The sequence below is a fragment of the Streptomyces monticola genome, from assembly GCF_042665355.1.
Taxonomy (GTDB): Bacteria; Actinomycetota; Actinomycetes; order Streptomycetales; family Streptomycetaceae; genus Streptomyces; species Streptomyces monticola.
Genome location: NZ_JBHTCF010000013.1, coordinates 85,678 through 106,029, shown reverse-complemented (window position 1 = coordinate 106,029; position 20,352 = coordinate 85,678). Strand labels below are relative to the sequence as shown.

At 71.6% G+C, this 20,352-nt stretch carries 19 protein-coding genes; 8 read left to right on the top strand and 11 right to left on the bottom strand.

The window, feature by feature from the left end; all coding sequences use genetic code 11:
• The first annotated feature begins 35 nt into the window (after nucleotides 1-35).
• Nucleotides 36-341, top strand: coding sequence for a hypothetical protein (locus ACFQVC_RS27190; RefSeq protein ID WP_381835381.1), 306 nt, complete (start codon nucleotides 36-38; stop codon nucleotides 339-341).
• Between the two features lie 39 nt (nucleotides 342-380).
• Here ACFQVC_RS27190 and ACFQVC_RS27185 read toward each other — a convergent pair whose 3' ends face one another.
• The 5 genes from ACFQVC_RS27185 to tdh form a co-directional block, all read right to left on the bottom strand.
• Nucleotides 381-818: a hypothetical protein gene (locus ACFQVC_RS27185; RefSeq protein ID WP_381835379.1), complete on the bottom strand. Its 438-nt coding sequence runs from the start codon at nucleotides 816-818 to the stop codon at nucleotides 381-383.
• Between the two features lie 112 nt (nucleotides 819-930).
• Nucleotides 931-1,911 (bottom strand): RNA polymerase subunit sigma-70, encoded by a 981-nt coding sequence (locus ACFQVC_RS27180; RefSeq protein WP_381835377.1) that lies wholly within the window; start codon nucleotides 1,909-1,911, stop codon nucleotides 931-933.
• Nucleotides 1,912-2,058: 147 nt separating this feature from the next.
• Nucleotides 2,059-2,970 (bottom strand): LysR family transcriptional regulator, encoded by a 912-nt coding sequence (locus ACFQVC_RS27175; RefSeq protein WP_381835375.1) that lies wholly within the window; start codon nucleotides 2,968-2,970, stop codon nucleotides 2,059-2,061.
• A 217-nt stretch (nucleotides 2,971-3,187) separates the two neighbouring features.
• On the bottom strand, nucleotides 3,188-4,387 hold the full coding sequence (locus tag ACFQVC_RS27170) for a glycine C-acetyltransferase (RefSeq protein WP_381835373.1): 1,200 nt from the start codon (nucleotides 4,385-4,387) through the stop codon (nucleotides 3,188-3,190).
• 108 nt (nucleotides 4,388-4,495) lie between these two features.
• Complete coding sequence (gene tdh / locus ACFQVC_RS27165; protein ID WP_381835371.1) at nucleotides 4,496-5,524, bottom strand: L-threonine 3-dehydrogenase; 1,029 nt, start codon at nucleotides 5,522-5,524, stop codon at nucleotides 4,496-4,498.
• 308 nt (nucleotides 5,525-5,832) lie between these two features.
• On the opposite strand from tdh, the gene ACFQVC_RS27160 reads away from it, so the two are divergent.
• Nucleotides 5,833-7,005, top strand: coding sequence for a winged helix DNA-binding domain-containing protein (locus ACFQVC_RS27160; RefSeq protein ID WP_381835369.1), 1,173 nt, complete (start codon nucleotides 5,833-5,835; stop codon nucleotides 7,003-7,005).
• 67 nt (nucleotides 7,006-7,072) lie between these two features.
• Here the strand turns inward: ACFQVC_RS27160 and ACFQVC_RS27155 are convergent, their stop codons facing one another.
• Nucleotides 7,073-8,116, bottom strand: coding sequence for a substrate-binding domain-containing protein (locus tag ACFQVC_RS27155; RefSeq protein ID WP_381835367.1), 1,044 nt, complete (start codon nucleotides 8,114-8,116; stop codon nucleotides 7,073-7,075).
• A gap of 262 nt (nucleotides 8,117-8,378) precedes the next feature.
• Here ACFQVC_RS27155 and ACFQVC_RS27150 point away from each other — a divergent pair, with 262 nt between their 5' ends.
• Nucleotides 8,379-9,107, top strand: a complete 729-nt coding sequence (locus ACFQVC_RS27150) for a hypothetical protein (protein WP_381835365.1) — start codon at nucleotides 8,379-8,381, stop codon at nucleotides 9,105-9,107.
• Nucleotides 9,108-9,159: 52 nt separating this feature from the next.
• Complete coding sequence (locus ACFQVC_RS27145; protein ID WP_381835363.1) at nucleotides 9,160-9,963, top strand: AAC(3) family N-acetyltransferase; 804 nt, start codon at nucleotides 9,160-9,162, stop codon at nucleotides 9,961-9,963.
• A 68-nt stretch (nucleotides 9,964-10,031) separates the two neighbouring features.
• Here the strand turns inward: ACFQVC_RS27145 and ACFQVC_RS27140 are convergent, their stop codons facing one another.
• Nucleotides 10,032-10,481 carry a MarR family winged helix-turn-helix transcriptional regulator gene (locus ACFQVC_RS27140; protein ID WP_381835361.1) on the bottom strand — a complete coding sequence of 150 codons (450 nt, stop codon included), beginning with the start codon at nucleotides 10,479-10,481 and terminating at the stop codon, nucleotides 10,032-10,034.
• 240 nt (nucleotides 10,482-10,721) lie between these two features.
• Here ACFQVC_RS27140 and ACFQVC_RS27135 point away from each other — a divergent pair, with 240 nt between their 5' ends.
• The 3 genes from ACFQVC_RS27135 (at nucleotide 10,722) to ACFQVC_RS27125 (ending at nucleotide 13,030) form a co-directional block, all read left to right on the top strand.
• Nucleotides 10,722-11,279: a quercetin 2,3-dioxygenase gene (locus ACFQVC_RS27135; RefSeq protein WP_381835359.1), complete on the top strand. Its 558-nt coding sequence runs from the start codon at nucleotides 10,722-10,724 to the stop codon at nucleotides 11,277-11,279.
• Nucleotides 11,276-12,181: an alpha/beta hydrolase fold domain-containing protein gene (locus ACFQVC_RS27130; RefSeq protein WP_381835357.1), complete on the top strand. Its 906-nt coding sequence runs from the start codon at nucleotides 11,276-11,278 to the stop codon at nucleotides 12,179-12,181. Before ACFQVC_RS27135 ends, ACFQVC_RS27130 begins: the two co-directional genes overlap by 4 nt.
• Before the next feature lie 147 nt (nucleotides 12,182-12,328).
• Nucleotides 12,329-13,030, top strand: coding sequence for a rhodanese-like domain-containing protein (locus ACFQVC_RS27125; RefSeq protein WP_381835355.1), 702 nt, complete (start codon nucleotides 12,329-12,331; stop codon nucleotides 13,028-13,030).
• Nucleotides 13,031-13,168: 138 nt separating this feature from the next.
• On the opposite strand, the gene ACFQVC_RS27120 is transcribed toward ACFQVC_RS27125, so the two are convergent.
• Nucleotides 13,169-13,978 (bottom strand): ArsR/SmtB family transcription factor, encoded by an 810-nt coding sequence (locus tag ACFQVC_RS27120; protein WP_381835676.1) that lies wholly within the window; start codon nucleotides 13,976-13,978, stop codon nucleotides 13,169-13,171.
• A 113-nt stretch (nucleotides 13,979-14,091) separates the two neighbouring features.
• Nucleotides 14,092-14,910 (bottom strand): pentapeptide repeat-containing protein, encoded by an 819-nt coding sequence (locus ACFQVC_RS27115; RefSeq protein ID WP_381835674.1) that lies wholly within the window; start codon nucleotides 14,908-14,910, stop codon nucleotides 14,092-14,094.
• A gap of 862 nt (nucleotides 14,911-15,772) precedes the next feature.
• Here ACFQVC_RS27115 and ACFQVC_RS27110 point away from each other — a divergent pair.
• Nucleotides 15,773-16,195, top strand: a complete 423-nt coding sequence (locus tag ACFQVC_RS27110) for an Ig-like domain-containing protein (protein WP_381835353.1) — start codon at nucleotides 15,773-15,775, stop codon at nucleotides 16,193-16,195.
• Nucleotides 16,196-16,542: 347 nt separating this feature from the next.
• Here ACFQVC_RS27110 and ACFQVC_RS27105 read toward each other — a convergent pair whose 3' ends face one another.
• Together ACFQVC_RS27105 and ACFQVC_RS27100 are read right to left on the bottom strand one after the other, a co-directional pair.
• On the bottom strand, nucleotides 16,543-18,051 hold the full coding sequence (locus ACFQVC_RS27105; RefSeq protein WP_381835351.1) for a rhamnulokinase: 1,509 nt from the start codon (nucleotides 18,049-18,051) through the stop codon (nucleotides 16,543-16,545).
• Between the two features lie 203 nt (nucleotides 18,052-18,254).
• Nucleotides 18,255-20,300: a bifunctional aldolase/short-chain dehydrogenase gene (locus tag ACFQVC_RS27100; protein ID WP_381835349.1), complete on the bottom strand. Its 2,046-nt coding sequence runs from the start codon at nucleotides 20,298-20,300 to the stop codon at nucleotides 18,255-18,257.
• Between the last annotated feature and the right edge of the window lie 52 nt (nucleotides 20,301-20,352).

Below are 20,352 nucleotides of genomic sequence, written 5' to 3'. Positions count from 1 at the left end.
AACCGCACCGTCCGTCGCGCCGTCCGTCGACCGGGGTGGCGAAGAACGACGCATCGGCCCGGCCCCAGGAAGACGGGCAGGCCGGGGCGGCCTCGTCCGCGTACGCCGCCTCCGACAACGATGGCGCCGCACAGAGCCAGTGGACCGCGGCCCACCACCATCACCAGCACCATCACGGCAGCGGGCACAGCAACCACAGCAGTGGCCATGACAGCGGTAGTGGCAGTGGCAGTGGCCACTCCAGCAACAGCAGCCACCACAACAGCGACCACCACAACAACAGCAGTCATGACTACGGAAACAGCAACGACTACGGAAGCAGTGACCCCGGCGGCTACTGAAGCTGTTGAACGAGCGGCGCCGGGGCTGGGCCGCTGAGCTCAGGCGATCCGGGTCATGGCCGACTCGTAGCCCCCGCCGCCCGGGTACACCCAGGCGCCGGTCACCGCGGTGCCGTCGTCGTTGAAATCGCCGCGGAAGTAGGCGGGTGAGCCCTTTTCGCCGCCCCAGATGGTGAGGGTGTCGCCGGTCAGCTCGTAGACGTAGTCGAGGGTGTTGCCCTGGCTGTCGTAGAAGCGGGATTTGAGGTCCTGCCCCGGCTCTTCGGCGCCGAACGGGCGCTCCCTGCCGATCACTTCGAGACCCGTGATGCGCTGGCCCTCATGCTGCAGGCTGACGTCCTGGAGCAGGAAACGGCCGCCTTCCAGCCAGCGGTAGGTGACGACGCCCTCGGCACCGCCGGATACCTTCCACGTGCCGGTCAGACGGTCGAGCTCGGCGAGTTCGGCATCGCCGGTGAAGGGGGTGTGCTGCGTCATGGTGGGTGTCCTTTCCCGGGCCCTTGCGGGCTGCGTCCTGGTTGTGCCTCATGTGACGGGCGGGCGCGGGAAAAGGAATCGGTCGCGGGCGCCCGGAGGTCGGTGACCTGCGTCACAGAGTCGCGGGGAGTCCGAGGGCCGGGAGGATCTCGGGGGCGAAGGTCGTGATCTCGGCGATCAGGCCGGCCTCGATCCGCAGTACGTCGATGTTGACCGGAGTGAAGGCCGTGGCGCCCGGCTTGCGGACGTAGTTCACGACGGCCGGCATCCGGTTCACCGTGACCGGCACCGTCCGCCACTCGCCCCAGGCCCCGTCGCCCTCGTACACCGGCCGCCACAGGTCGAGGATGGCCGCCCTGCCGTCGAAGACGAGCGCCGCGGGTGGCATCGCCTGCCGTGCGTCCTCGCGCAGGAGGGCCGCGAGGGTCTTCATGTCGGCCTCCTGCGAGGCCCGGACGTAGCGCCGCAGTACCGCCTGCTCGTCCTCGCTCGGGCCGGTCGCGGTGCCCCAGTCGGCCCGGCGCTCGGGCAGACGGTCGCGGAGGGTGGCGCGGGCCCGCTGCAGGGCGCTCTTCACCGAGGCGACCGTCAACTCCAGGGCGTCCGCGGTCTCCTGGGCGGACCAGCCGGCCACGTCCCGGAGGATCAGCACGGCACGCTGGCGCGGCGGCAGGTGCTGGATGGCGGCGAGGAACGCCAGCTCGATGGTTTCCCTGGCGATGAGCGCGGCGTCCGGCCCGGCCGCGTCGAGCAGCTCGTCCGGGTACGGCTGCAGCCAGGCCACCTCGGCCAGCGGCGCGTCGGCCGGAACCAGCTCGCGGCGGTGCGCAGGGCTGTCCAGGAAGTCCAGGCAGGCATGGGTCGCGATCTTGTAGAGCCAGGCCCGGAAGGTGGCACGCCCCGCGAAGGTCTCCCGGCGCCGCCAGGCCCGCAACAGCGTTTCCTGTACGAGGTCCTCGGCGTCGGTGAACGAGCCGAGCATCCGGTAGCAGTGCACCCGCAGCTCGGGCCGGTGCCGCTCGGCCAGCTCCCCGAAGACCGCCGCGTCACCGCTGCGGACCGCCTCCACCGCGTGCAGGTCCTGCTCGTGCACCTCGCACCTCCGTACCGCTCGGGGCCCGCTCCGGCGCTCGTCGGCAGCAGCCCGAGGGCGGCCTGGCACCAGCACCTGTCGAGGCAGCCTAAGTGCCCGGCGCCGTCACCCCGGCGCTGTCACCCCGGCGCTGTCACCCCGGCGCCGTCACTCGTCGCCGCGAGGCGCCGCCTGGCCGAGTGCCTCCAGGACCGGCCGGATCAGCGGATGCTCCTCTGCCCCGCGCCGTACGGCCGCGAAGACCCGGCGGGTGGGGGCGACGCCGTCGACGGGACGGACCACGACCGAGCCGAGGTCCGTGCCGCGCAGCGCCGAGCGCGGTACGAGGGCGACGCCGGCGTCGACCGACGCGAGGGCCACCACCGCGCGGAAGTCGTCCGACTGATGCTCCAACTCCGGCTGGAATCCCGCGCTTTCGCAGGCCAGGACCACCACGTCGTGGCATGGATTGCCCGGGTAGGGGCCGATCCAGGGATCCTTCGCCAGCTCGGCGAGCGGGACCCGGTCGGCCGCCGCGAGGGGATGGGTGTCGGGGAGTACGGCGTCGAACGGCTCGGCGTACAGGGGCAGATGGGTCAGCCGGGTGTCGTCGGCGCCCGGAGCGCCGCGGTACTCGACGGCGATGGCCACATCCACCTGCCGGTCGAGGACCATCGGCAGGCTCGCGTCGCCCTCGGCGTCGTGGACCCGGACCCGGATGCCCGGCGCCGTCCCGGCGAGGAGGGCCAGGGCAGGTGCCACGACCAGGCTGATGCCGGTGGCGAAGGAGACGACGGTGACCGTGCCCGCGGTACCGGAACTGTAGTCGGCGAGCTCGGCCTCGGCCCGTTCCAGCTGGGCGAGGACCTCGTTGGTGTGGCGCAGCAGGATCTCGCCGGCGGGCGTGAGCCGTACGCCACGTGCCCCGCGCTTCACGAGCTGGTGTCCCGTCTCCTGCTCCAGGGCGATGAGCTGCTGGGACACGGCGGACGGCGTGAGGTACAGCGCGGCGGCGGCAGCCGTCACCGTACGGTGGTCGGCCACCGCGCGGAGGATGTGAAGGCGCCGTGCTTCGAGCATGAACGCGATCCTCTCAGGTCGGCCGGAGCGGCCCGCGGGCACCTCACGCGTAAGGCGGGGGCGCGGGCACCTCACGCGTAAGGCGGGGGCGCGGGCACCTCACGCGTAAGGGTGGCCGCGGGCGCCTCATACGTAAGGGGAGCCGCGGGTACCTCACTCGCTCATGGACCCGCGGCACGTCACCCGTACTCACACCGGCCGGCGGCTCACGCCCACGTCACGCGCCCAGCTCCGCGCGGGCGGCGACGAAGGCGTCCACGGCCCGGTGCACGTCCTCGGTCGAGTGCGCGGCGGACAGCTGGACGCGGATCCGGGCCTGGCCGTGCGGCACGACCGGATACGAGAAGCCGATCACGTACACACCGCGGTCGAGCAGCAGCTCCGCCATGCGCCCGGCCACGGTCGCGTCGCCGAACATCACGGGGGCGATGGCGTGGTCACCGGGAAGGACGTCGAAGCCCTCATCGGCCATCCGGGAGCGGAACAGCGCGGTGTTCGCCGCGAGCTTCTCCCGCAGGTCGCCGGCCGACTCCAGCAGATCGAGCACCTTGAGCGAGGCCGCGGCGATCACCGGGGCGAGCGTGTTGGAGAAGAGATACGGGCGCGAGCGCTGCCGCAGCAGGGCGACGATCTCGGCGCGGGCCGCCACATAGCCGCCCGAGGCGCCGCCGAGCGCCTTGCCGAGGGTGCCGGTGATGACGTCGACGCGGTCCATGACTCCGTGCAGCTCCGGGGTGCCGCGCCCGCCGGGGCCGACGAAGCCGACGGCGTGCGAGTCGTCGACCATCACCATGGCGTCATGGCGGTCGGCCAGATCGCAGATCTCGCGCAGCGGGGCGACGTAGCCGTCCATGGAGAACACCCCGTCGGTGACGATCAGCTTGCGGCGCGCCCCGCCCTCGGTGGCCTCCTTCAACTGCCGTTCCAGATCGGCCAGATCGCGGTTGGCGTACCGGAAGCGACGGGCCTTGGACAGCCGGATGCCGTCGATGATGGAGGCGTGGTTGAGGGCGTCGGAGATCACCGCGTCCTCTTCACCGAGCAGGGTCTCGAAGACACCGCCGTTGGCGTCGAAGCAGGACGAGTAGAGGATCGTGTCCTCCTGGCCGAGGAAGGCCGACAGGCGCTGCTCCAGTTCCTTGTGCACCTCCTGCGTACCGCAGATGAAGCGGACGGACGCCATGCCGTAGCCCCAGCGGTCGAGGGCCTCGTGCGCCGCGGCGACGACATCGGGGTGGTCGGCGAGGCCGAGGTAGTTGTTGGCGCAGAAGTTGAGCACCTCGCCGGGACGGCCCCCGGCGGTGACGTGGACGGTCGCGGACTGCGGGGTGCCGATGACCCGTTCGGGCTTGTGCAGGCCCGCGGCCCGGATGTCATCGAGCGTGGCGCGCAGATCGTCGCGTACGGAGTCGAACATGAGGAGGCTCCTGAGGTCCTGGGGGTCCTGAAGGTCACGAGAGTGCGAGTGCGGTCGCTGAACGTGCCGATGCGGTACGGGAGGTGAAGGGGAGCGCGCGGACGGCGGTCACGCGGTCCAGTCGAGGATGACCTTGCCGCCCTTTCCGCTCGCGGCGTCCGTGAAGGCCGCCTCGAAGTCGCGGTAGCCGTACCGGCCGGTGATCACGGGGGCGAGGTCGAGGCCGCCTTCGAGCAGCACCGACATGGCGTACCAGGTCTCGAACATCTCCCGGCCGTAGATGCCCTTGACCGTGAGCATGGAGGTCACCACCCGGGCCCAGTCGACGGCGAACTCCTGCGCGGGCAGGCCGAGCATGGCGATACGGCCGCCGTGCGTCATGTTCGCGATCATGTCGCGCATCGCCTCGGGCCGCCCCGACATCTCCAGGCCGACGTCGAAGCCCTCGCGCAGGCCGAGTTCGCGCTGCCCGTCGGCGATCGTGGCGTCCTTCGCGTCGAGCGCGAGGCTGACGCCGATCTTGCGGGCCAGTTCGAGGCGCTCCTCGCTCACGTCCGTGATGGCGACATGGCGCGCGCCGGCGTGCCGCGCCACCGCCGCGGCCATCAGACCGATCGGACCGGCCCCGGTGATCAGTACGTCCTCGCCGACCAGCGGGAAGGACAGCGCGGTGTGCACGGCGTTGCCGAACGGGTCGAAGATCGCGGCGATATCGAGGTCCACGGGCACGCGATGCACCCATACATTCGCCGAGGGCAGCGCCACATACTCGGCGAACGCGCCGTCACGCCCCACGCCGAGCCCGACCGTCGCACGGCAAAGATGGCGCCGGCCTGCCTGGCAGTTGCGGCACTTGCCGCACACGAGATGGCCCTCGCCGCTGACCCGGTCGCCGACCGCGACATCGACGACGTCACGCCCGATGGCGACCACGTCGCCGACGAACTCGTGCCCCACGACCAGCGGGGTGCGGATCGCCTGCTGCGCCCAGCCGTCCCACGCGCGGATATGCAGGTCGGTGCCGCAGATTCCGGTCCTGAGGACCTTGATCAGCACGTCGCCGGGGCCGATGGACGGCTCGGGCACGTCCGCGAGCCGGAGTCCCTGCTCGGGCTTCTCCTTGATCAGTGCCTTCAACGCTACGGCTCCCGTGAAGTGAGGTCCCGGGTCCGGGCATGCCGAAGGCACCCGTACCGGGGAGGGAAGGGGGATCTCCCGGAAATCATCCGCACGGCGGCCCCCGGGGTCCATCGAGGATTTCTTAAGCGCCGCCGCAGCTTTCCTTCACGCGGACAGCAGTACGCACTTCACGCGGACAGTGCGCATCTCACTCAGGCAGTACGCACTTCACGCGGACAGTGCGCACCTCACTCAGGCAGCACGCACTTCACGCGGACAGTGCGCACCTCACGCACACACCGCGCATCTCAAGCACACTGCTCCCCATGAGCCGACCGCAGATCAGCGACGAGCAGCGCCGCGCCCGCCTCGTCACCCGTCACCTGCTGACTCCCGCCACCCGTGCGGCCGGGCCCGAGCAGGTCGCCGACGCCCTGCTCGCCCTGCACGCCACGGACCCGGCCTCGGTGTATCTGTCGGTGGCCGCCCGGACGGCCGCGCCGTCGGTGGCGGATCTGGAGCGTGCCCTGTACGAGGACCACACGCTCCTGCGGATGCTGTGCATGCGGCGCACCATGTTCGTCGTACCCCGCGCTCTCGCACCCGTCGTCGACGCCTCCACCGCCCGCGCCGTGGCGGCCCGCGAGCGCAGGAACCTCCTGAAGGACCTGGGCGCACAACTCGGTCATGACGAGCGCCGGCTCATCGCGACCGAACAGGAGGTACTCACCGCCCTGGCCGAACTCGGTGAGGCCACGGCCGCGCAACTCGCCGACGCCGTACCGGTGTTGAAGGCGCAGCTCGTGATGGCGCCGGGCAAGCCGTACGAGTCGCGGCCGCGTATCACCAGCCGCGTCCTGTCCGTCCTCGCCGCCGAGGGCCGTATCCGGCGCGGCCGCCCCCTCGGCACCTGGGCCTCGTCCCAGTACCGCTGGATCGTGGCCGAGCCCCATCCCGAGCTGCCGGCCGACGAGGCGAAGACCGAGCTCGCGGCCCGCTATCTGACCGTCTTCGGTCCCGCCACCACCGAGGACCTCAAGTGGTGGACCGGCTGGACGCTCACCGACACCCGGAAGGCCCTGGCCCGCGCCGGTGCCGTCGAGGCCGACCTCGCCCACGGCCCCGGGCACGCCATGCCCGAGCATCTGGAGGCGCCCGCGGCACCCGAGCCCGCGGCGGCGCTGCTGCCCGCGCTCGACCCGACGCCGATGGGCTGGCGCCACCGCGACTGGTACCTGGACCCCGCCCACGCACCCGAACTCTTCGACAACAACGGCAATATCGGCCCCACGGTGTGGTGGGACGGCCGGATCGTCGGCGGCTGGGTACAGCGCCCCGACGGCGAGATCGTCACCCATCTCCTCGTGACCCGGGGCGTCGGCCGCGAGGCCAAGGACGCCATCGCCGCCGAAGCCGCCCGCCTCGCCGCCTTCTTCGGTGACATCCGGATCCGCCCCAGCTTCCGCACCCCGCTGGAACGCCGCCTCACGGGGAGCTGAGTGCCCGCGCACCTCAAGGCGAGGGCCACCCGGTCGGGGCCGCCCGGTCGGAGCCGCTCGGTGCGGGTTAGTCGGTGAGCCCCGCCTCCGCGCACGCCACCGCGTACTTCGGGGTGCAGATCTCCGACACCTTGAAGATCCCGTCCTTGATCACGGTGCTCTTGATGTTCTCGCGGGTCAGCGGCTCGACCATCACCGTGTGTGCCTTGATCTCCTTGGCCGTCGGGCTGTCCACCACGTCCGCGGCCATCGCCTCGAACTCGATGTTGCGCCCCTGGGAGATGCGTACCGCCATCTCGGCGACCGTCGCGGCCTCCTTGATGTACGGCTTGTAGACGCTCATGTACTGATCACCCGTCAGAATACGTCGCACGGCGGCGAGTTCGGCGTCCTGTCCGGTGACCGGCGGCAGCGGGGAGACCCCGGCGTCCTTCAGCGCCTTGATGACACCGGCGGCCATGCCGTCATTGGCGGAGTAGACCGCGGCGATGTTGTCGCCGCCGAGCTCGGAGACGGCCCGCTTCGTATGGGCCTCGGCGTTCTGCGGCTTCCAGCCGGCCGTGTCGTACGACTTGGCGATGGTCACCGCGGAGAGCCGGCTGCGGGCGCCCTTCTCGTACGAGGCGCTGTTCGGGTCGGTCGGCGAGCCGTTGATCATGACGATCTTGCTGCGCTTGGAGGCCTTGCCGTCCAGCGCCTCCACCAGCGCCTTGCCCTGGGTCTCGCCGACGAGCTCGTTGTCGAAACCGATGTACGCGTCGATGGGGCCCTCGGCGAGCCGGTCGTACGCGAGGACGTGGATACCGGCGTCCTTCGCCGCCCGCACGGAGCCGGCGATGGCGTGCGCGTCGACCGCGTCCACGACGATCGTGTCCACCTTGTCGGAGATCATCGACCGCATCTGGCGCTTCTGCAGGGCCACGTCCCCACCGGAGTTGGCGTACACCAAGTGACCCTTGCCGTTGGTCAGTTCCTCCACCTGTTTCTTGACGATGGGGTGGTCGAACTTCTCGTAGCGGGCCGTCTCCTTCTCCGGAAGGAGCAGGCCGATCGTCACGTCGTCGCCCTTGCGTACGGGCGGACTGCTGTCACCGTCCCCGCCGGGCAGCATGCCACCGCAGGCGCCGAGAGCGAGACCAGCAGGACGGATGCGATGCAGACAGCGGCGGCGCATCGCATGCGCGCATTCATGTTCGGTGCCTCCCTGACATGGCCGAAATGGTGCGGCCGAAGTGGACCGCAGCCAACTCGGTCACCCGGCCCGAGTCAAGAGGTGAACCCATACCGCAATAGAACTGGGCTCTTGCCTTCCTCAAGTGAAGTCATCGCCGGTCCGATCGGCCGGGCGCTGCGCGGGAGTGCAGACTGTCCCCGTGGAGAGCTGTCAGGGGGTGTCCCGCGACCCCGCCCCAAAACGGTACGGCCGGCTGCGCGTCGAGAGCGCCGATCTCGGCCCGGCCCGCTGGCTGACCGAACGCGCCCCGGGGCAGGGCGACTTCGGGACCGTCGCGGGAGTCTCCGCGCCGGGGTTCCCCGCCTACGCGCGGGTGCTGCATCCGGCTTCCCTGGACGAGCGGCCGGTGCGGTGGAGCACCGTGGCCGCCGCCGACGGGCGCAGGATGACGCCGGGTACGACCTGGCACGAACTCATCGGAACGGACCGCAACTACCACAACCTCTCCGAATACGGTCGGCCCGGTGTCTGGGACGAGCACCCGGCCGAGGGCCCGACACCGCCCGAGGTCGCCCGCGCCCTGCTCCCCGTCCTGGTCCGGCACACCGACGCCCCCGAGCGCTGCTGGTACGGCCTCTGGCACGGCTACGGCCGCTGGGACTTCGAGCACATTCCCTGCTTCGCGACCCCGGGCCGTGACGAGGTGCTGCTGTCCGGGTCCCTCGCCGATGCCGTCTCGCCGGTGTCCCTGGACGAGTTCGCCGAGCTGCCCGACCTGTGGTGGCCGCAGGACCGCGCCTGGTGCCTGGGCGGAGACGTGGATCTGGTCAGCACATACGTCGGCGGGTCCCCGGAACTGGTCGCCGAACTGCTTGCGGCACCTGACCTCGAGGCCCATCCGGTGGCGCCCGGCGACCCGGTCGACTGAGCGCCGCCCGGGTGCCTTGGGGTGCTGTCCGTGCCGCTTTATGCTCGCTTTCATGAACGTGTCGCCGCCTTCTGGTCCGTTGTGCACGAAGGACTCCCTGGCCGTGGATCTGCGGGCGGCGGGGGTGCGGACGGGCGGGACCGTTCTGGTGCACTCGTCGCTGCGGTCCCTCGGCTGGGTCGTCGGCGGCCCCGTGGCGGTGGTCCAGGCACTCCTTGAGGTCCTCGGGCCCGGCGGGACGGTGCTGGTTCCGGCGTACACGGTCGACAACTCCGATCCCGCGGGCTGGTCGCGGCCCCCGGTGCCGCCGGAGTGGTGGCCGGTGATCCGTGCGTCCATGCCCGCCTACGACCCGAGGATCACGCCGTCCCGCGGCCTCGGGGCGATCGCGGAGACGGTGCGGACCTGGCCGGGGGCGCTGCGCAGCGCGCATCCGCAGACCTCGTTCGCGGCGGTGGGTGCGCGGGCCGCCGAACTCACCGAGGGGCACGCCGTCGACTGCCGTTTCGGCGACGCCAGTCCGCTGGCCAGGGCGGAGGCGGCCGGGGCCCAGGTGCTGCTGCTCGGCACCGGGTTCGACACCTGCTCCTGCTTCCACCTGGCCGAGTTCCGCGCCTTCAGCGCCACCGAGGAAGAGTCGTCCGCGGTGCTGACCCCGCAGGGCCGCAAGTGGATCACGGTCCGCGAACGCGTCAACAACAGCGAGGACTTCGACGAGCTGGGCGCTGCCTTCGAGCGCGAACGGCCCGTCCGGCACGGCACGGTCGGGGCGGCGGCCACGCGGCTGTTCCCTCTCGCGGACGCCGTCGCCTACGCCGAACAGTGGCTGGTGCGCACGCGAACCGGCGCTTCGTGAACCGGCGCTTTATGAAACGGACTTGGTGAGCCGGACCTGGTGAACCCGGCTCGGTGAAGGGGGCGGGGTCAGCAGGTCTTCCCGCCGGGGCCGGGCGGCTCGCCCCACGGTGCTTCCAGTGCCGCGCGCAGGGCTGTCACCGTTTCGGGGCCGAGGCGCCGGGCCAGGGTCTGTTCGAGGTCGGCGAGGATGCGTTCGGCCAGGTGGTGGGTGCGCAGACCCTCGGGGGTGCGACGGATCAGACGACGCCGGGCGGAGGCGGGGTCGGGGGCCTGTTCGAGCAGGCCGATACCGATCAGACCGTGGACCGCTTGGTGGGCGGTCTGGCGGGTGACGCCCATGCGCCGGGCCAGTTCGGAGACGGTGGTGCCCTCTTCGTCCAGGGCCGCGAATACGGCGGTCTGCGTCGGGGACACGGGCGCGGCACCGGCCTCCGCCAATGTGGCGAGCAGCGCTTCTTCGAACCACCGTCTGGCGTCGCCGAGGAGCTGGGGCAGGGGGCGGCCGGTCGTCGACATCGGGTATCGGGTCCTCATGTGCGGGGAGCGGGGAGCGGGTGCGGGGAGGGCGCGGCAGGGGTCCGGGGACGGCGGAAGTGAATCGCGAGCTTATCGACCGGGGCTGCCGGGGCTACCGGGGGTTGTCGGCCGCGATCCGACTGTGTCAGGCTACCTGACATGCAACGGTGGTGCGGTGTGCCGAATCCGGCTGCCGGCCACCGGCCGCCGTCCGCGTCGCCGAACGCCACTTGGGGAGCCATGACCATCGAATACGCCACGCGCTACCGCAGCGCCTCACGCATTCCGGCCGACCCGGCCAAGCCGTACTTCATAGAGAAGGGCGAAGGGGACCGGGCCCACCTGTTCGGCGACCTCGTCACCGTCTACGCCGGCGGGGAACAGACCGAGGGCACCTTCAACTTCTTCACCGTCGAGGGCCCCAAGGGAGATGTGATCCCCGCCCACCGGCACGCCGACACGCACGAGGTCTTCTACATCACAGCGGGGGCCGTGCGGCTGTTCGTCGAGGACACCGAGGGGGAGCAGCAGGAGAAGCTGCTCACGCCCGGCGACTTCGGCTTCGTGCCGAAGAACTGCACCCACGCCTACCGCATGGAGCGCCATCACAGTCAGGTCGTGGGCGTCGCCGCCGGTCCTGCCGGTACCTTCGAGCGGTTCTTCGAGACCCTCGGTGCCCCCGTCACCGAGCTCGGCCTGCCCCGGACGCCGCTGATTCCGGCGCCCGAGAAGTTCGCCACGGTGCCGCGCGAGTACGACGTGGAGTTCAAGCCCGGCCACCAGTGGCGCACCCGGTGAGCGCCGCCGCCCGGCCGGTGCCGCGCGAGCTGATCGCCGCGCCCCACCCGGACACGGCGCCCCTGCCGCCCGCCGCCGGGCTCGCACACGGCGTACGGCTGCTACGGGCCCTTCCCTATGCCCAGTTGGACGGCAGCAGGCCGCTGGAGCTCGACCTGTGGCTGCCCGGTGCGGACGCCGCCGGGCCCGTGCCGCTGGTTTTGTTCGTGCACGGCGGTGCCTGGCGCCGTGGCCGCCGCGACGACATGGGGCTTCGCACCCGCGCCTGGAACCCCGGGCCCTTCGCACGGATCGCGGCCGCGGGCGCGGCCGTCGCGTCTGTCGACTACCGGCTGAGCGGCGAAGCGGTCTTCCCGGCCCAGCTGGATGATCTGCGTGCCGCGCTGCGCTGGCTCGCCCTGCGGGGCGGGGAGTTGGGCGTCGACGCCGGGCGGACGGTGGTGTGGGGCGAGTCCGCCGGCGGCCACCTCGCGTCGCTGCTCGCCCTCGGCCGCACCGCGCCGAGCCTCGCGGGCGCCGTCGTCTGGTACGGCCCGAGCGATCTCACCGCGGCCCGCGCGCCCTTCGACCCGTACGACCCGGCCACGCCCGAAGCCTCGATGCTGGGCGCCGTCCCCGCCGCGGATCCGGCACGGGCCCGTGCCGCCAGCCCCGCGGAGCAGGTGCACGCGGAGGCCCCGCCGTTCCTGGTCATCCACGGCGGGGCCGACACCATGGTCGCACCCGGTCACAGCGAGCACTTGGCGGAACGCCTCCAACAGGCGGGAGTGCGGGCGGAGTTGGAGATAGTGCCGGATGCGGACCACGGCTGGTACGGGCTGTCCGACGCGGAGGTGGAACGGATCTTCGCCCGCTCGACGGCCTTCGCGGCGACCTGCCACGCGGCCTGGAACGTGCCCTGAAGGGGCGCGGGGAACTGTGCGACCAGCCGCGACGCACCCGCAGGTGTCGTACCGGACTTCCCGCGGAGCGCTCAGCTGACGGGTTCGGCACCGGCGCGGGCGGGCACCCGTGCGCCGTGCAGGACCGCCGTCAGCGAGGAGTGCGATATGCCGAGCCGGATCCTCAACCGCCAGGAGGTGCGGCGTTTGGCCGAGGAGGAAGGCGCGCAGCTCGTCGATGTGCTGCCCCGCGAGGAGTACGCGTACGCGCATCTGCCGGGTGCGGTGCACATCCCGCTGCGACGGCTCGACGACAAGGCCCCGCGGCTTCTGGACCCGGACAGGCCCGTCGTCGTCTACTGCTGCGACGCGCTGTGCGACCTGAGCCCGCGGGCCGCGGTACGCCTTGAGCAGCTCGGCTTCCGGTACGTCTACGACTACGCCCCCGGCAAGGCGGACTGGCTGGCCGCGGGCCTGCCCAGGGAAGGCGCGGCGGCGTACCTCGTCTTCGCCGGTGATGTGGCCCGCGACACCGTGCCGACCTGTGGTTACGGCCGGCCCCTCGACGAGACACTGGCCCAACTCCGGGCGGCCGCCCAGGACTTCTGTGTCGTCGTGGACGACGACCAGATCGTCCTCGGCACGCTCTCCGCGCGCGAGGCCGAGCCCCGCGCGGGGGCGACCGTCCAGGACGTGATGCGGCAGGGGCCGCCCACGGTCCGCGCGGGCGAATCCCTGAAGCCGCTGGTGAAGCGGATGGGGAAGCGCGCGTCGGACCATGTCCTGGTCACCGATCCGGAGGGGCGACTGCTCGGCGCCCTCTCCCGGCGCGACGCGGAACGCGCCCTGGAGAGGGCCGAGTCCGACTGACGGCGGCTTGCCGCCCCGGCCGACTCGTGCGGTCGGCAACGGCTGCCCGTGAGGCCGGACCTGCAGGTCCGCGTCGTTGCCCGTCCGCCCGTCCGCCCGTCCGCCCGTCCGCCGGTCCATCGGCCCATCGGTCCGTCGCTACTGATCCGCGACGTGCCTGCCGCCCTCCAGAAGGGTCTTCAGAGCCGACAGGATCATGATCCAGCCGCCGCTGACGCCTTCCAGCATCTTGCTGTCCGGGCTGTCGAAGTCGTCGTGCGTGATGGTGAGCTTGACGCCCGCCGAGGGCTCCTCCGCGGGCTCGATGTCGAAGGTGACCTTGGAACGCTCCTTGGTGGCCTGCTCCCACGCCTCGTCCGAGGCGAAGTCGAACATCTCACGGTGCATGGGCTGCAGCGTGTGCCAGGTGTACGAGAGGCGCTTGCCCGGCTCGGCCTCGAGGACGCGCTGGCCCAGCTCCTCGGCCTCGCCGTCGGGGCCCATCTTCCACTTCACGGTCGAGCCGACCTCCCACGTGGACTGCGGGCCCCACCCGTCCATGTACTCCTTGATGAACTCCCAGTCGGTGAGCGCCTCGTAGAGCTTCTCGGGGGTGGTCTGAATGTACGTCACGTAGACGAACTCGGGCTTGGTCATGGCCGGTTGTCCTTCCAGGGTCTGTTTGAGCCGGGAGAGTGTCGCCATCCGGCCGCGTTCGTAGCGGCCGATCCAGCGGTCGGCGATCTCCTGGATCGGTACGGGATTGAGGTAGTGCAGCTTTTCCCGGCCGCGCCGGACGGTGGATATCAGCCGGGCCGCCTCAAGGGCCGCCAGGTGCTTGCTCACCGCCTGCCGGCTCATGTCCAGGCCCTCGCTCAGCTCCCGCAGACTCTGGCCGTTGCGGGCGTTGAGCCGGTCGAGCAGGGCGCGGCGGCTGGGGTCGGCGAGCGCGCGGAACGCGGCGTCCATCGTCACGCCACGACTATAGGCAACCAAATGGTTGCCTATCAAGCCGAGCTCCGCAGGGCTGCGGGTGCGGGGGAGCGGAGGAGAGGTGGGGCGGGGCGGGATGGGGGAGCGGGTCAGGCGGCCCGCCAGTGCGACGGGCGCTCCGCCCAGGCCGGGAGCCGGGTCGCCGCGTTCCCCTTGGCCGCGTTGACCTGCACCTGAGTGAGGAAGAGCGCGCCGCGCAGGTCCGCACCGCTGAGATCGGCGTCGCGCAGGTCGGCCCCGATGAGATCGGCGGTGCGCAGATCGGCCCCCGAGAGGTCCGCCGCGATCAGATACGCGCCGCGCAGGTTCGCGCCCCGCAGGTCGGCCCCCTTGAGGCGGGCACCCATGAGGTCGGCCCCGCGGTGGTTCTTCTTGCGGCCGGGCGCCTTGGCCCGTGCGTGTTCGCTCGTACGCAGCAGCAGTCCGCTGACGTCGGCGCGCAGCGCGGGCACGTCCGCGGCGGCGAGCGTGTCCGCGTCCGCCCCGGTGAGCCGCTCGACGTCACGGAGGGCGCGGCGGAGGTCGGTGAGGAGGGGTCCGGACGTCGGCAGGGTGAGCGCCTCGTTCAGGTACCAGAGCAGCTCGTGCAGATGCCGCATCACAGGGAAGACCGCGAACATCTGCCGCGCGCTGCCCGGCTCGCGGCGCCAGTCGCGGCCGCCGAAGGTGACCTGCGAGACCTGCTGGCCGGCCCCGAAGCAGTCGTAGACCGTGCAGCCGGAATAGCCGCTCTCCCTCAGCCGGTTGTGGATGCCGCAGCGGAAGTCGCTCTGCAGGTTGCCGCACGGCTGGCCCGCGGCTTTGCTGGCCGCGAAGTCGGCGGAGGCGGTGAAGGGCAGCGCGACGCAGCACAGCCCGAAGCAGTCCCCGCACTCCGCCTTGAGCCCCCGCCGCGCGGCCTCGGCCACCGTGGACTCCTCGGATGCCTTGGGTTCATAGGGCGCCCTGGATTCGTGGGGCGCCTTGGTTTTCAGGGGCGCCTTGGACTCTTGGGGCGCCCTGGTTTCCGGGTACGCCTTGGATTCCGGGGACACTTTGGACTCCTGGGACTTGAGGGTCTTTCGGGACCCATGGGGTTCCCGGCGCTTCTGGGGCTTCCTGGGCTTCCGGGGGTTCTGAGCTTGCAGAGACTCAAGGGACCCCTTGCCTTCCTTGGGCCCTCCGGTCTCCTTACGCTTCTGGAAGTCCGAGACGCCCTTGCGCTTCGTGGCCCCCCTGAGCCCTTGGGATTCCTTTGCTCCCTTCGCTCCCCTTGCTGCCTTGGCCCCCTGGGACTCCCGGGCCGTCCTGGCCTCCTGGGATCCCCCGACTCCCTTGGGCTCTTCGGGCGCCTTGGATGCCCTGGACTTCCGGGAGTCCTGAGCTTTCAGGGACTCCCGGGATTCCCTGGCCCCTTTGGAGCCCTGGGATTCCGTGGCTCCCTTGCCCCTACCGGCCCCCCTGGCCCTCTTGGACCCCTGGTGCTCCCTGGCTCCCTTGGAGTTCTCGGCTTCGCGGCGCGGTCGGCCGGCTGCTGCGGACTGCTTCGACAAGGGGGTGGTCTCCTGGTGACGCGAGGGAGTGGCGCCGTATGCAGCGGCGCCGGTGCAGACCTCCCATTCTCCCCGATGAGGGGAGGCGTCCCCCGACCCGGGGAAGGCCTCGCCCACCTGGGACGGGGCCGGTCGCGCTTCACCCTTTGTGGCGCACGCGCCTCGGAGTCCACATCCCCGCCCTTGATGCCACGTTGTCAGGAGTGCCGGATACAGGATTTACCGAAAGGACTATGACGTGCTTCGTTCCCTTGCCCGTGGGGCTGGAGTCACCGCTGCGGCGCTCGCTCTCGGCAGCGTCTTCACGGCTTCCGGGGCCTTCGCAGCGGACTATCAGGGCACTCCCGAGCGTCTCAACGCGGCCGCCTACTACGGATCCGTCGATGTGCTGGCCCGCCAGACCCACGGCCTGAAGGCGAAGCTCACCAAGGTGGACGGCAGCCCGGTCGCCGGTCTGCCCGTCACGTTCACCGTGGCGGGCGAAAAGACAACCCTGTGCGAGGCCACCACGGACACCAACGGCAACGCCGAGTGCCAGAACTCCCCTCTCCCGCTCGGGATCCCGACGGTCAAGCTGGTGACCGCCGGATACGACGCGACCTTCGACGGAAACGCCAGGTACGCACCTGTCAGCGCCCACAACTCCGTCGGTGCCCTTTAGCGATGCCTCCGGCGGTCTGCGCGTGGGGCCGGAGGCGCACAGGAGCAACGGTGTCCTTTGTGGCCACGGCCCGGAAGGTCTTTGACGCATTGATCGTGCGCTCCACCTCGTCCGTGCGCTTGTAGATCGCCTTGTCGCAGCCGACGGGCCGGCCGCCCCCGCTCCCGCGGGCTTGCCGGTCGGCCCGCTGGTTCTTCGGCCCGGCAACCGTGTGCTTTCCCGGCACCCGCGGCGCTCCCCTGCAGGCTCGTGCGGAGTTCTGGCGGGCCCGGCAGGAGCGCCGAAACGCGCAGGCCGACGTCGTTCTGCGGGGCCGTGACAATCAGCCCAGCCCAGCCCAGCCCAGCTCAGCTCCGAGCGGACGCAGCCACGAGCCGCGCCGCCGCCGCGTCCCAGGCCGCACGGTCACCGCTCGGCTCGTAGTGCCGCAGCGGCTGCGTGGCAGCGACCAGGGCCCGCATCTGCGCACGGTCGCCGACAAGCCCGGCAGCCCTGGCCTGGACGAGGATGTTGCCGAGCGCGGTGGCCTCCGCGGGCCCGGCCACGACGGGCAGGCCCGTGGCGTCGGCGGTGAACCGGCACAGCAGCTCGTTGCGGGAGCCGCCGCCGACGAGGTGGACACGCGTGACGTCGTGACCCGCCAGCGCGGCGGCCGCACGCAGCACCCGCCGGTGGGCGAGGGCCAGACTCTCCAGGACACAGCGGACCAGGGCGCCCCGGCTCTCGGGTACCGGCTGCCCGGTGCGCGCGCAGAACTCCCGTATCCGGGCGGGCATATCGCCGGGCGCGAGGAACTCGGGCGCGTCCGGGTCGATGACCGCGGCGAACGGCTCGGCGCGGGCGGCGGCGGCCAACAGCTCCGGCATGGAGGAGGGTTCGCCCCGCAGGTCCCAGGTGCGGCGGCACTCCTCGAGGAGCCACATGCCCATGATGTTGCGCAGATAGCGGACGGTGCCGTCGATGCCGCGCTCGTTGGTGAAGTTGGCGGCCCTCGACTCCTCCGAGAGGACCGGCGCGTCGAGTTCAAGGCCTGCCAGGGACCAGGTGCCGCACGAGATATAGGCGAAGCCCGGCTCGGTGGCGGGGACGGCGGCCACCGCGGACGCGGTGTCGTGCGAGGCGACCGTGGTCACCGCGGTGCCGGGCGCCAGGCCGGTGTGCGCGGCGGCATACGGCAGCAGCGTGCCGGCCGGAGAGCCGGGGGCGCGCAGCGGCGGCAGCAGCGCGGGGTCGATGCCGAGCCGGTCGAGGAGGTACGGGGACCACATACCGGTACGGGCGTCGAGGAGCCCGGTGGTGGAGGCGTTGGTCTGCTCCGCGCCGACGGATCCCGTCAGCCAGTGGGTCAGCAGGTCGGGGATGAGCAACAGACGGTGTGCTGCGGCTAGTTGGGCACTTCCGGCGGCCGCGGTGAGCTGGAACACGGTGTTGAAGGGCAGGTGCTGCAGGCCCGTGATCCGGTAGAGCTCGTCCGGCGCCACCTTGGGCCATACGTGCTCGGCGGCGCCCTCGGTGCGGCCGTCCCGGTAATGGAACGGCGCACCGAGCAGGGCGCCGTCGCCGTCCAGGAGCCCGTAGTCCACGGCCCAGCTGTCGATGCCGACGGAGGTCACGGACGGGCCACTCGCCGCTGCCGCCGCCCGCAACCCGTCCAGGATCCCCTGGAAAAGGGCGAGTACGTCCCAGCGCAGCCCGTCGGGCAGTCGCACCGGCGTGTTGGGGAACCGGTGCACCTCGGTGAGGTCGAGGCGGCCCGCGCCGACCCGGCCGAGCATCACCCGGCCACTGGTGGCGCCGAGATCGACCGCGGCGAATGCCGAGCCGGGGGCCGGAGGTGATGGCGGGTTGGTGGTCACGAGTGGCAACTCCGCGTAAGAGAGGGCTGGTTGACGGTCTGCCCGTTGCAGGGGCCGGATGCACACGGGCGCAGGCCGGCTGAGCGCTCCGCGGGAAGTGCGCCCCACGGGGCGTGGGGCTGTGTCGATATGCGGCTCCGCCGCGTGGGCGCGACCAGCCACGACGCACCCGCAGTTGCCATACCGGACTTCCCGCGGGGCGCTCAGCGCAGAAACGCCGCCGCCACCCCCGCGTCGACCGGGACGTGCAGCCCCGTCGTATGCGTCAACTCGCCGCCTGTCAGGGCGAATACCGCGTTCGCCACATGCTCCGGGAGCACCTCGCGCTTGAGCAGGGTGCGCTGGGCGTAGAACTCGCCGAGCTTGTCCTCCTCGATGCCGTACGTCGCCGCGCGCTGTGCGCCCCAGCCGCCCGCGAAGATGCCGGAGCCGCGTACCACCCCGTCCGGGTTCACACCGTTGACCCGGATGGCGTGCGCGCCCAACTCGGCCGCGAGCAGCCGTACTTGATGGGCCTGGTCGGCCTTCGTGGCGGAGTAGGCGATGTTGTTGGGTCCGGCGAAGACGGCGTTCTTCGAGGCGATGTAGACGATGTCGCCGCCGAGCCCCTGCTCGGTCATGACGCGGGCGGCCTCGCGCGAGACCAGGAAGGAGCCGCGGGCCATGATGGCGTGCTGCCGGTCCCAGTCCTGCGCCGAAGTCTCAAGGAGGGGTTTGGAGATGGAAATGCCGGCGTTGTTGACGACCAGGTCCACGCCGCCGAAGGCGAGCGCCGCGGTCCGGAAGGCGGCCGCGATCTGCTGCTCGTCGGTGACGTCCACGGTGACCGCGACGGCCTTGTCGGGGCCGCCCAGTTCCTCGGCGACGGCGGCGGCGTTCGCGGCGTCGACATCGGCGACCAGTACGCAGGCGCCTTCCGCGGCGAGGCGGTGCGCGATGGCCTTGCCGATCCCCGATCCCGCGCCGGTCACCAGGGCGACGCGGGTGGCGAGCGGCTTGGGCTTGGGCATCCGCCGCAGCTTGGCCTCCTCCAGCTCCCAGTACTCGATCCGGAACTTCTCCGCTTCCTCGATGGGGGAGTACGCGGAGACGGCCTCGGCGCCGCGCATCACGTTGACCGCGTTCAGATAGAACTCGCCCGCCACCCGCGCGGTCTGCTTGTCCTTGCCGAACGAGAACATGCCGACACCCGGTACGAGCACGATGGCCGGATCCGCGCCGCGCATCGCGGGCGAGCTGGGCGTGGCATGGCGCCGGTAGTAGGCGGCGTACTCCTCGCGGTAGGCGGTGTGCAGCTGCCGCAACCGCGCGGTCACCGCGTCCGGTTCGGCGTCCGGCGGCAGGTCGAGGACGAGGGGGCGGACCTTGGTCCGCAGGAAGTGGTCCGGGCACGAGGTGCCGAGCGCGGCGAGCCGTGGGTGCTCGGTGCGGGCCAGGAAGTCAAGGACGGCGTCCGAGTCGTCGAAGTGCCCGACCTGCGGACGGTCCTGCGAAGCCAACCCCCTGATGAGCGGCGCCAGTTGAGCGGCGCGCTCGCGGCGCCTGTCCGCGTCCAGGGGTGTGTAGCCGGGGCGGAGGGGACCGAAGGGCTCCGCCTTGCCGCGCTCGGCGAGGAAGGTCTCCGCGGTCCTGATCATCCACAGGGCGTTGCGCTCGCACTCCTCGGCCGTGGCGCCCCAGGCGGTGATGCCGTGCCCGCCGAGCACGACCCCGACCGCCTGCGGGGCCGACTCCTTGATCGCGGCGATGTCCAGGCCGAGCTGGAATCCGGGGCGGCGCCACGGCACCCAGGCGACCCGGTCGCCGTAGCACTCCTTCGTCAGGGCCTCCCCGTCGGCGGCGCAGGCAAGGGCGATCCCGGAGTCCGGGTGCAGATGGTCCACGTGCGCCGCGTCGACCAGGCCGTGCATGGCCGTGTCGATGGACGGGGCAGCGCCGCCCTTGCCGTGCAGGCAGTAGTCGAACGCGGCGACCATCTCGTCCTCGCGCTCCACCCCCGGGTAGACGTCCCTGAGCGCCCGCAGCCGGTCGAGGCGCAGCACGGCGAGGCCGTCCTCGGTCAGGGTGCCCAGGTCGCCGCCCGAGCCCTTGACCCACATCAGCTCGGTGTCGCCACCGGTGACCGGGTCGGTGGCGGTGCCCTTGGCGGACGCGTTGCCGCCGGCGTAGTTGGTGTTGCGCGGGTCGGAGCCCAGGCGGTGGGAGCGTGCCAGGAGAGCGGCGACTTCGGGGTGGGTGGCGGAGGCCATGCGTTCTTCCTTCGGGGCGGGCGGGGACATCGGGTCGGCGTGGGTGAAGTGA

Coding starts and splice junctions, on each gene's coding strand:
- ACFQVC_RS27160 (WP_381835369.1), top strand. CDS start 5,833: ATGAGCCGACCGCAGATCAGCGACGAGCAGCGCCGCGCCCGCCTCGTC.
- ACFQVC_RS27185 (WP_381835379.1), bottom strand. CDS start 818: ATGACGCAGCACACCCCCTTCACCGGCGATGCCGAACTCGCCGAGCTC.
- ACFQVC_RS27135 (WP_381835359.1), top strand. CDS start 10,722: ATGACCATCGAATACGCCACGCGCTACCGCAGCGCCTCACGCATTCCG.
- ACFQVC_RS27145 (WP_381835363.1), top strand. CDS start 9,160: ATGAACGTGTCGCCGCCTTCTGGTCCGTTGTGCACGAAGGACTCCCTG.
- ACFQVC_RS27125 (WP_381835355.1), top strand. CDS start 12,329: ATGCCGAGCCGGATCCTCAACCGCCAGGAGGTGCGGCGTTTGGCCGAG.
- ACFQVC_RS27120 (WP_381835676.1), bottom strand. CDS start 13,978: ATGGACGCCGCGTTCCGCGCGCTCGCCGACCCCAGCCGCCGCGCCCTG.
- ACFQVC_RS27155 (WP_381835367.1), bottom strand. CDS start 8,116: ATGCTGCCCGGCGGGGACGGTGACAGCAGTCCGCCCGTACGCAAGGGC.
- ACFQVC_RS27170 (WP_381835373.1), bottom strand. CDS start 4,387: ATGTTCGACTCCGTACGCGACGATCTGCGCGCCACGCTCGATGACATC.
- ACFQVC_RS27175 (WP_381835375.1), bottom strand. CDS start 2,970: ATGCTCGAAGCACGGCGCCTTCACATCCTCCGCGCGGTGGCCGACCAC.
- ACFQVC_RS27100 (WP_381835349.1), bottom strand. CDS start 20,300: ATGGCCTCCGCCACCCACCCCGAAGTCGCCGCTCTCCTGGCACGCTCC.
- ACFQVC_RS27140 (WP_381835361.1), bottom strand. CDS start 10,481: ATGTCGACGACCGGCCGCCCCCTGCCCCAGCTCCTCGGCGACGCCAGA.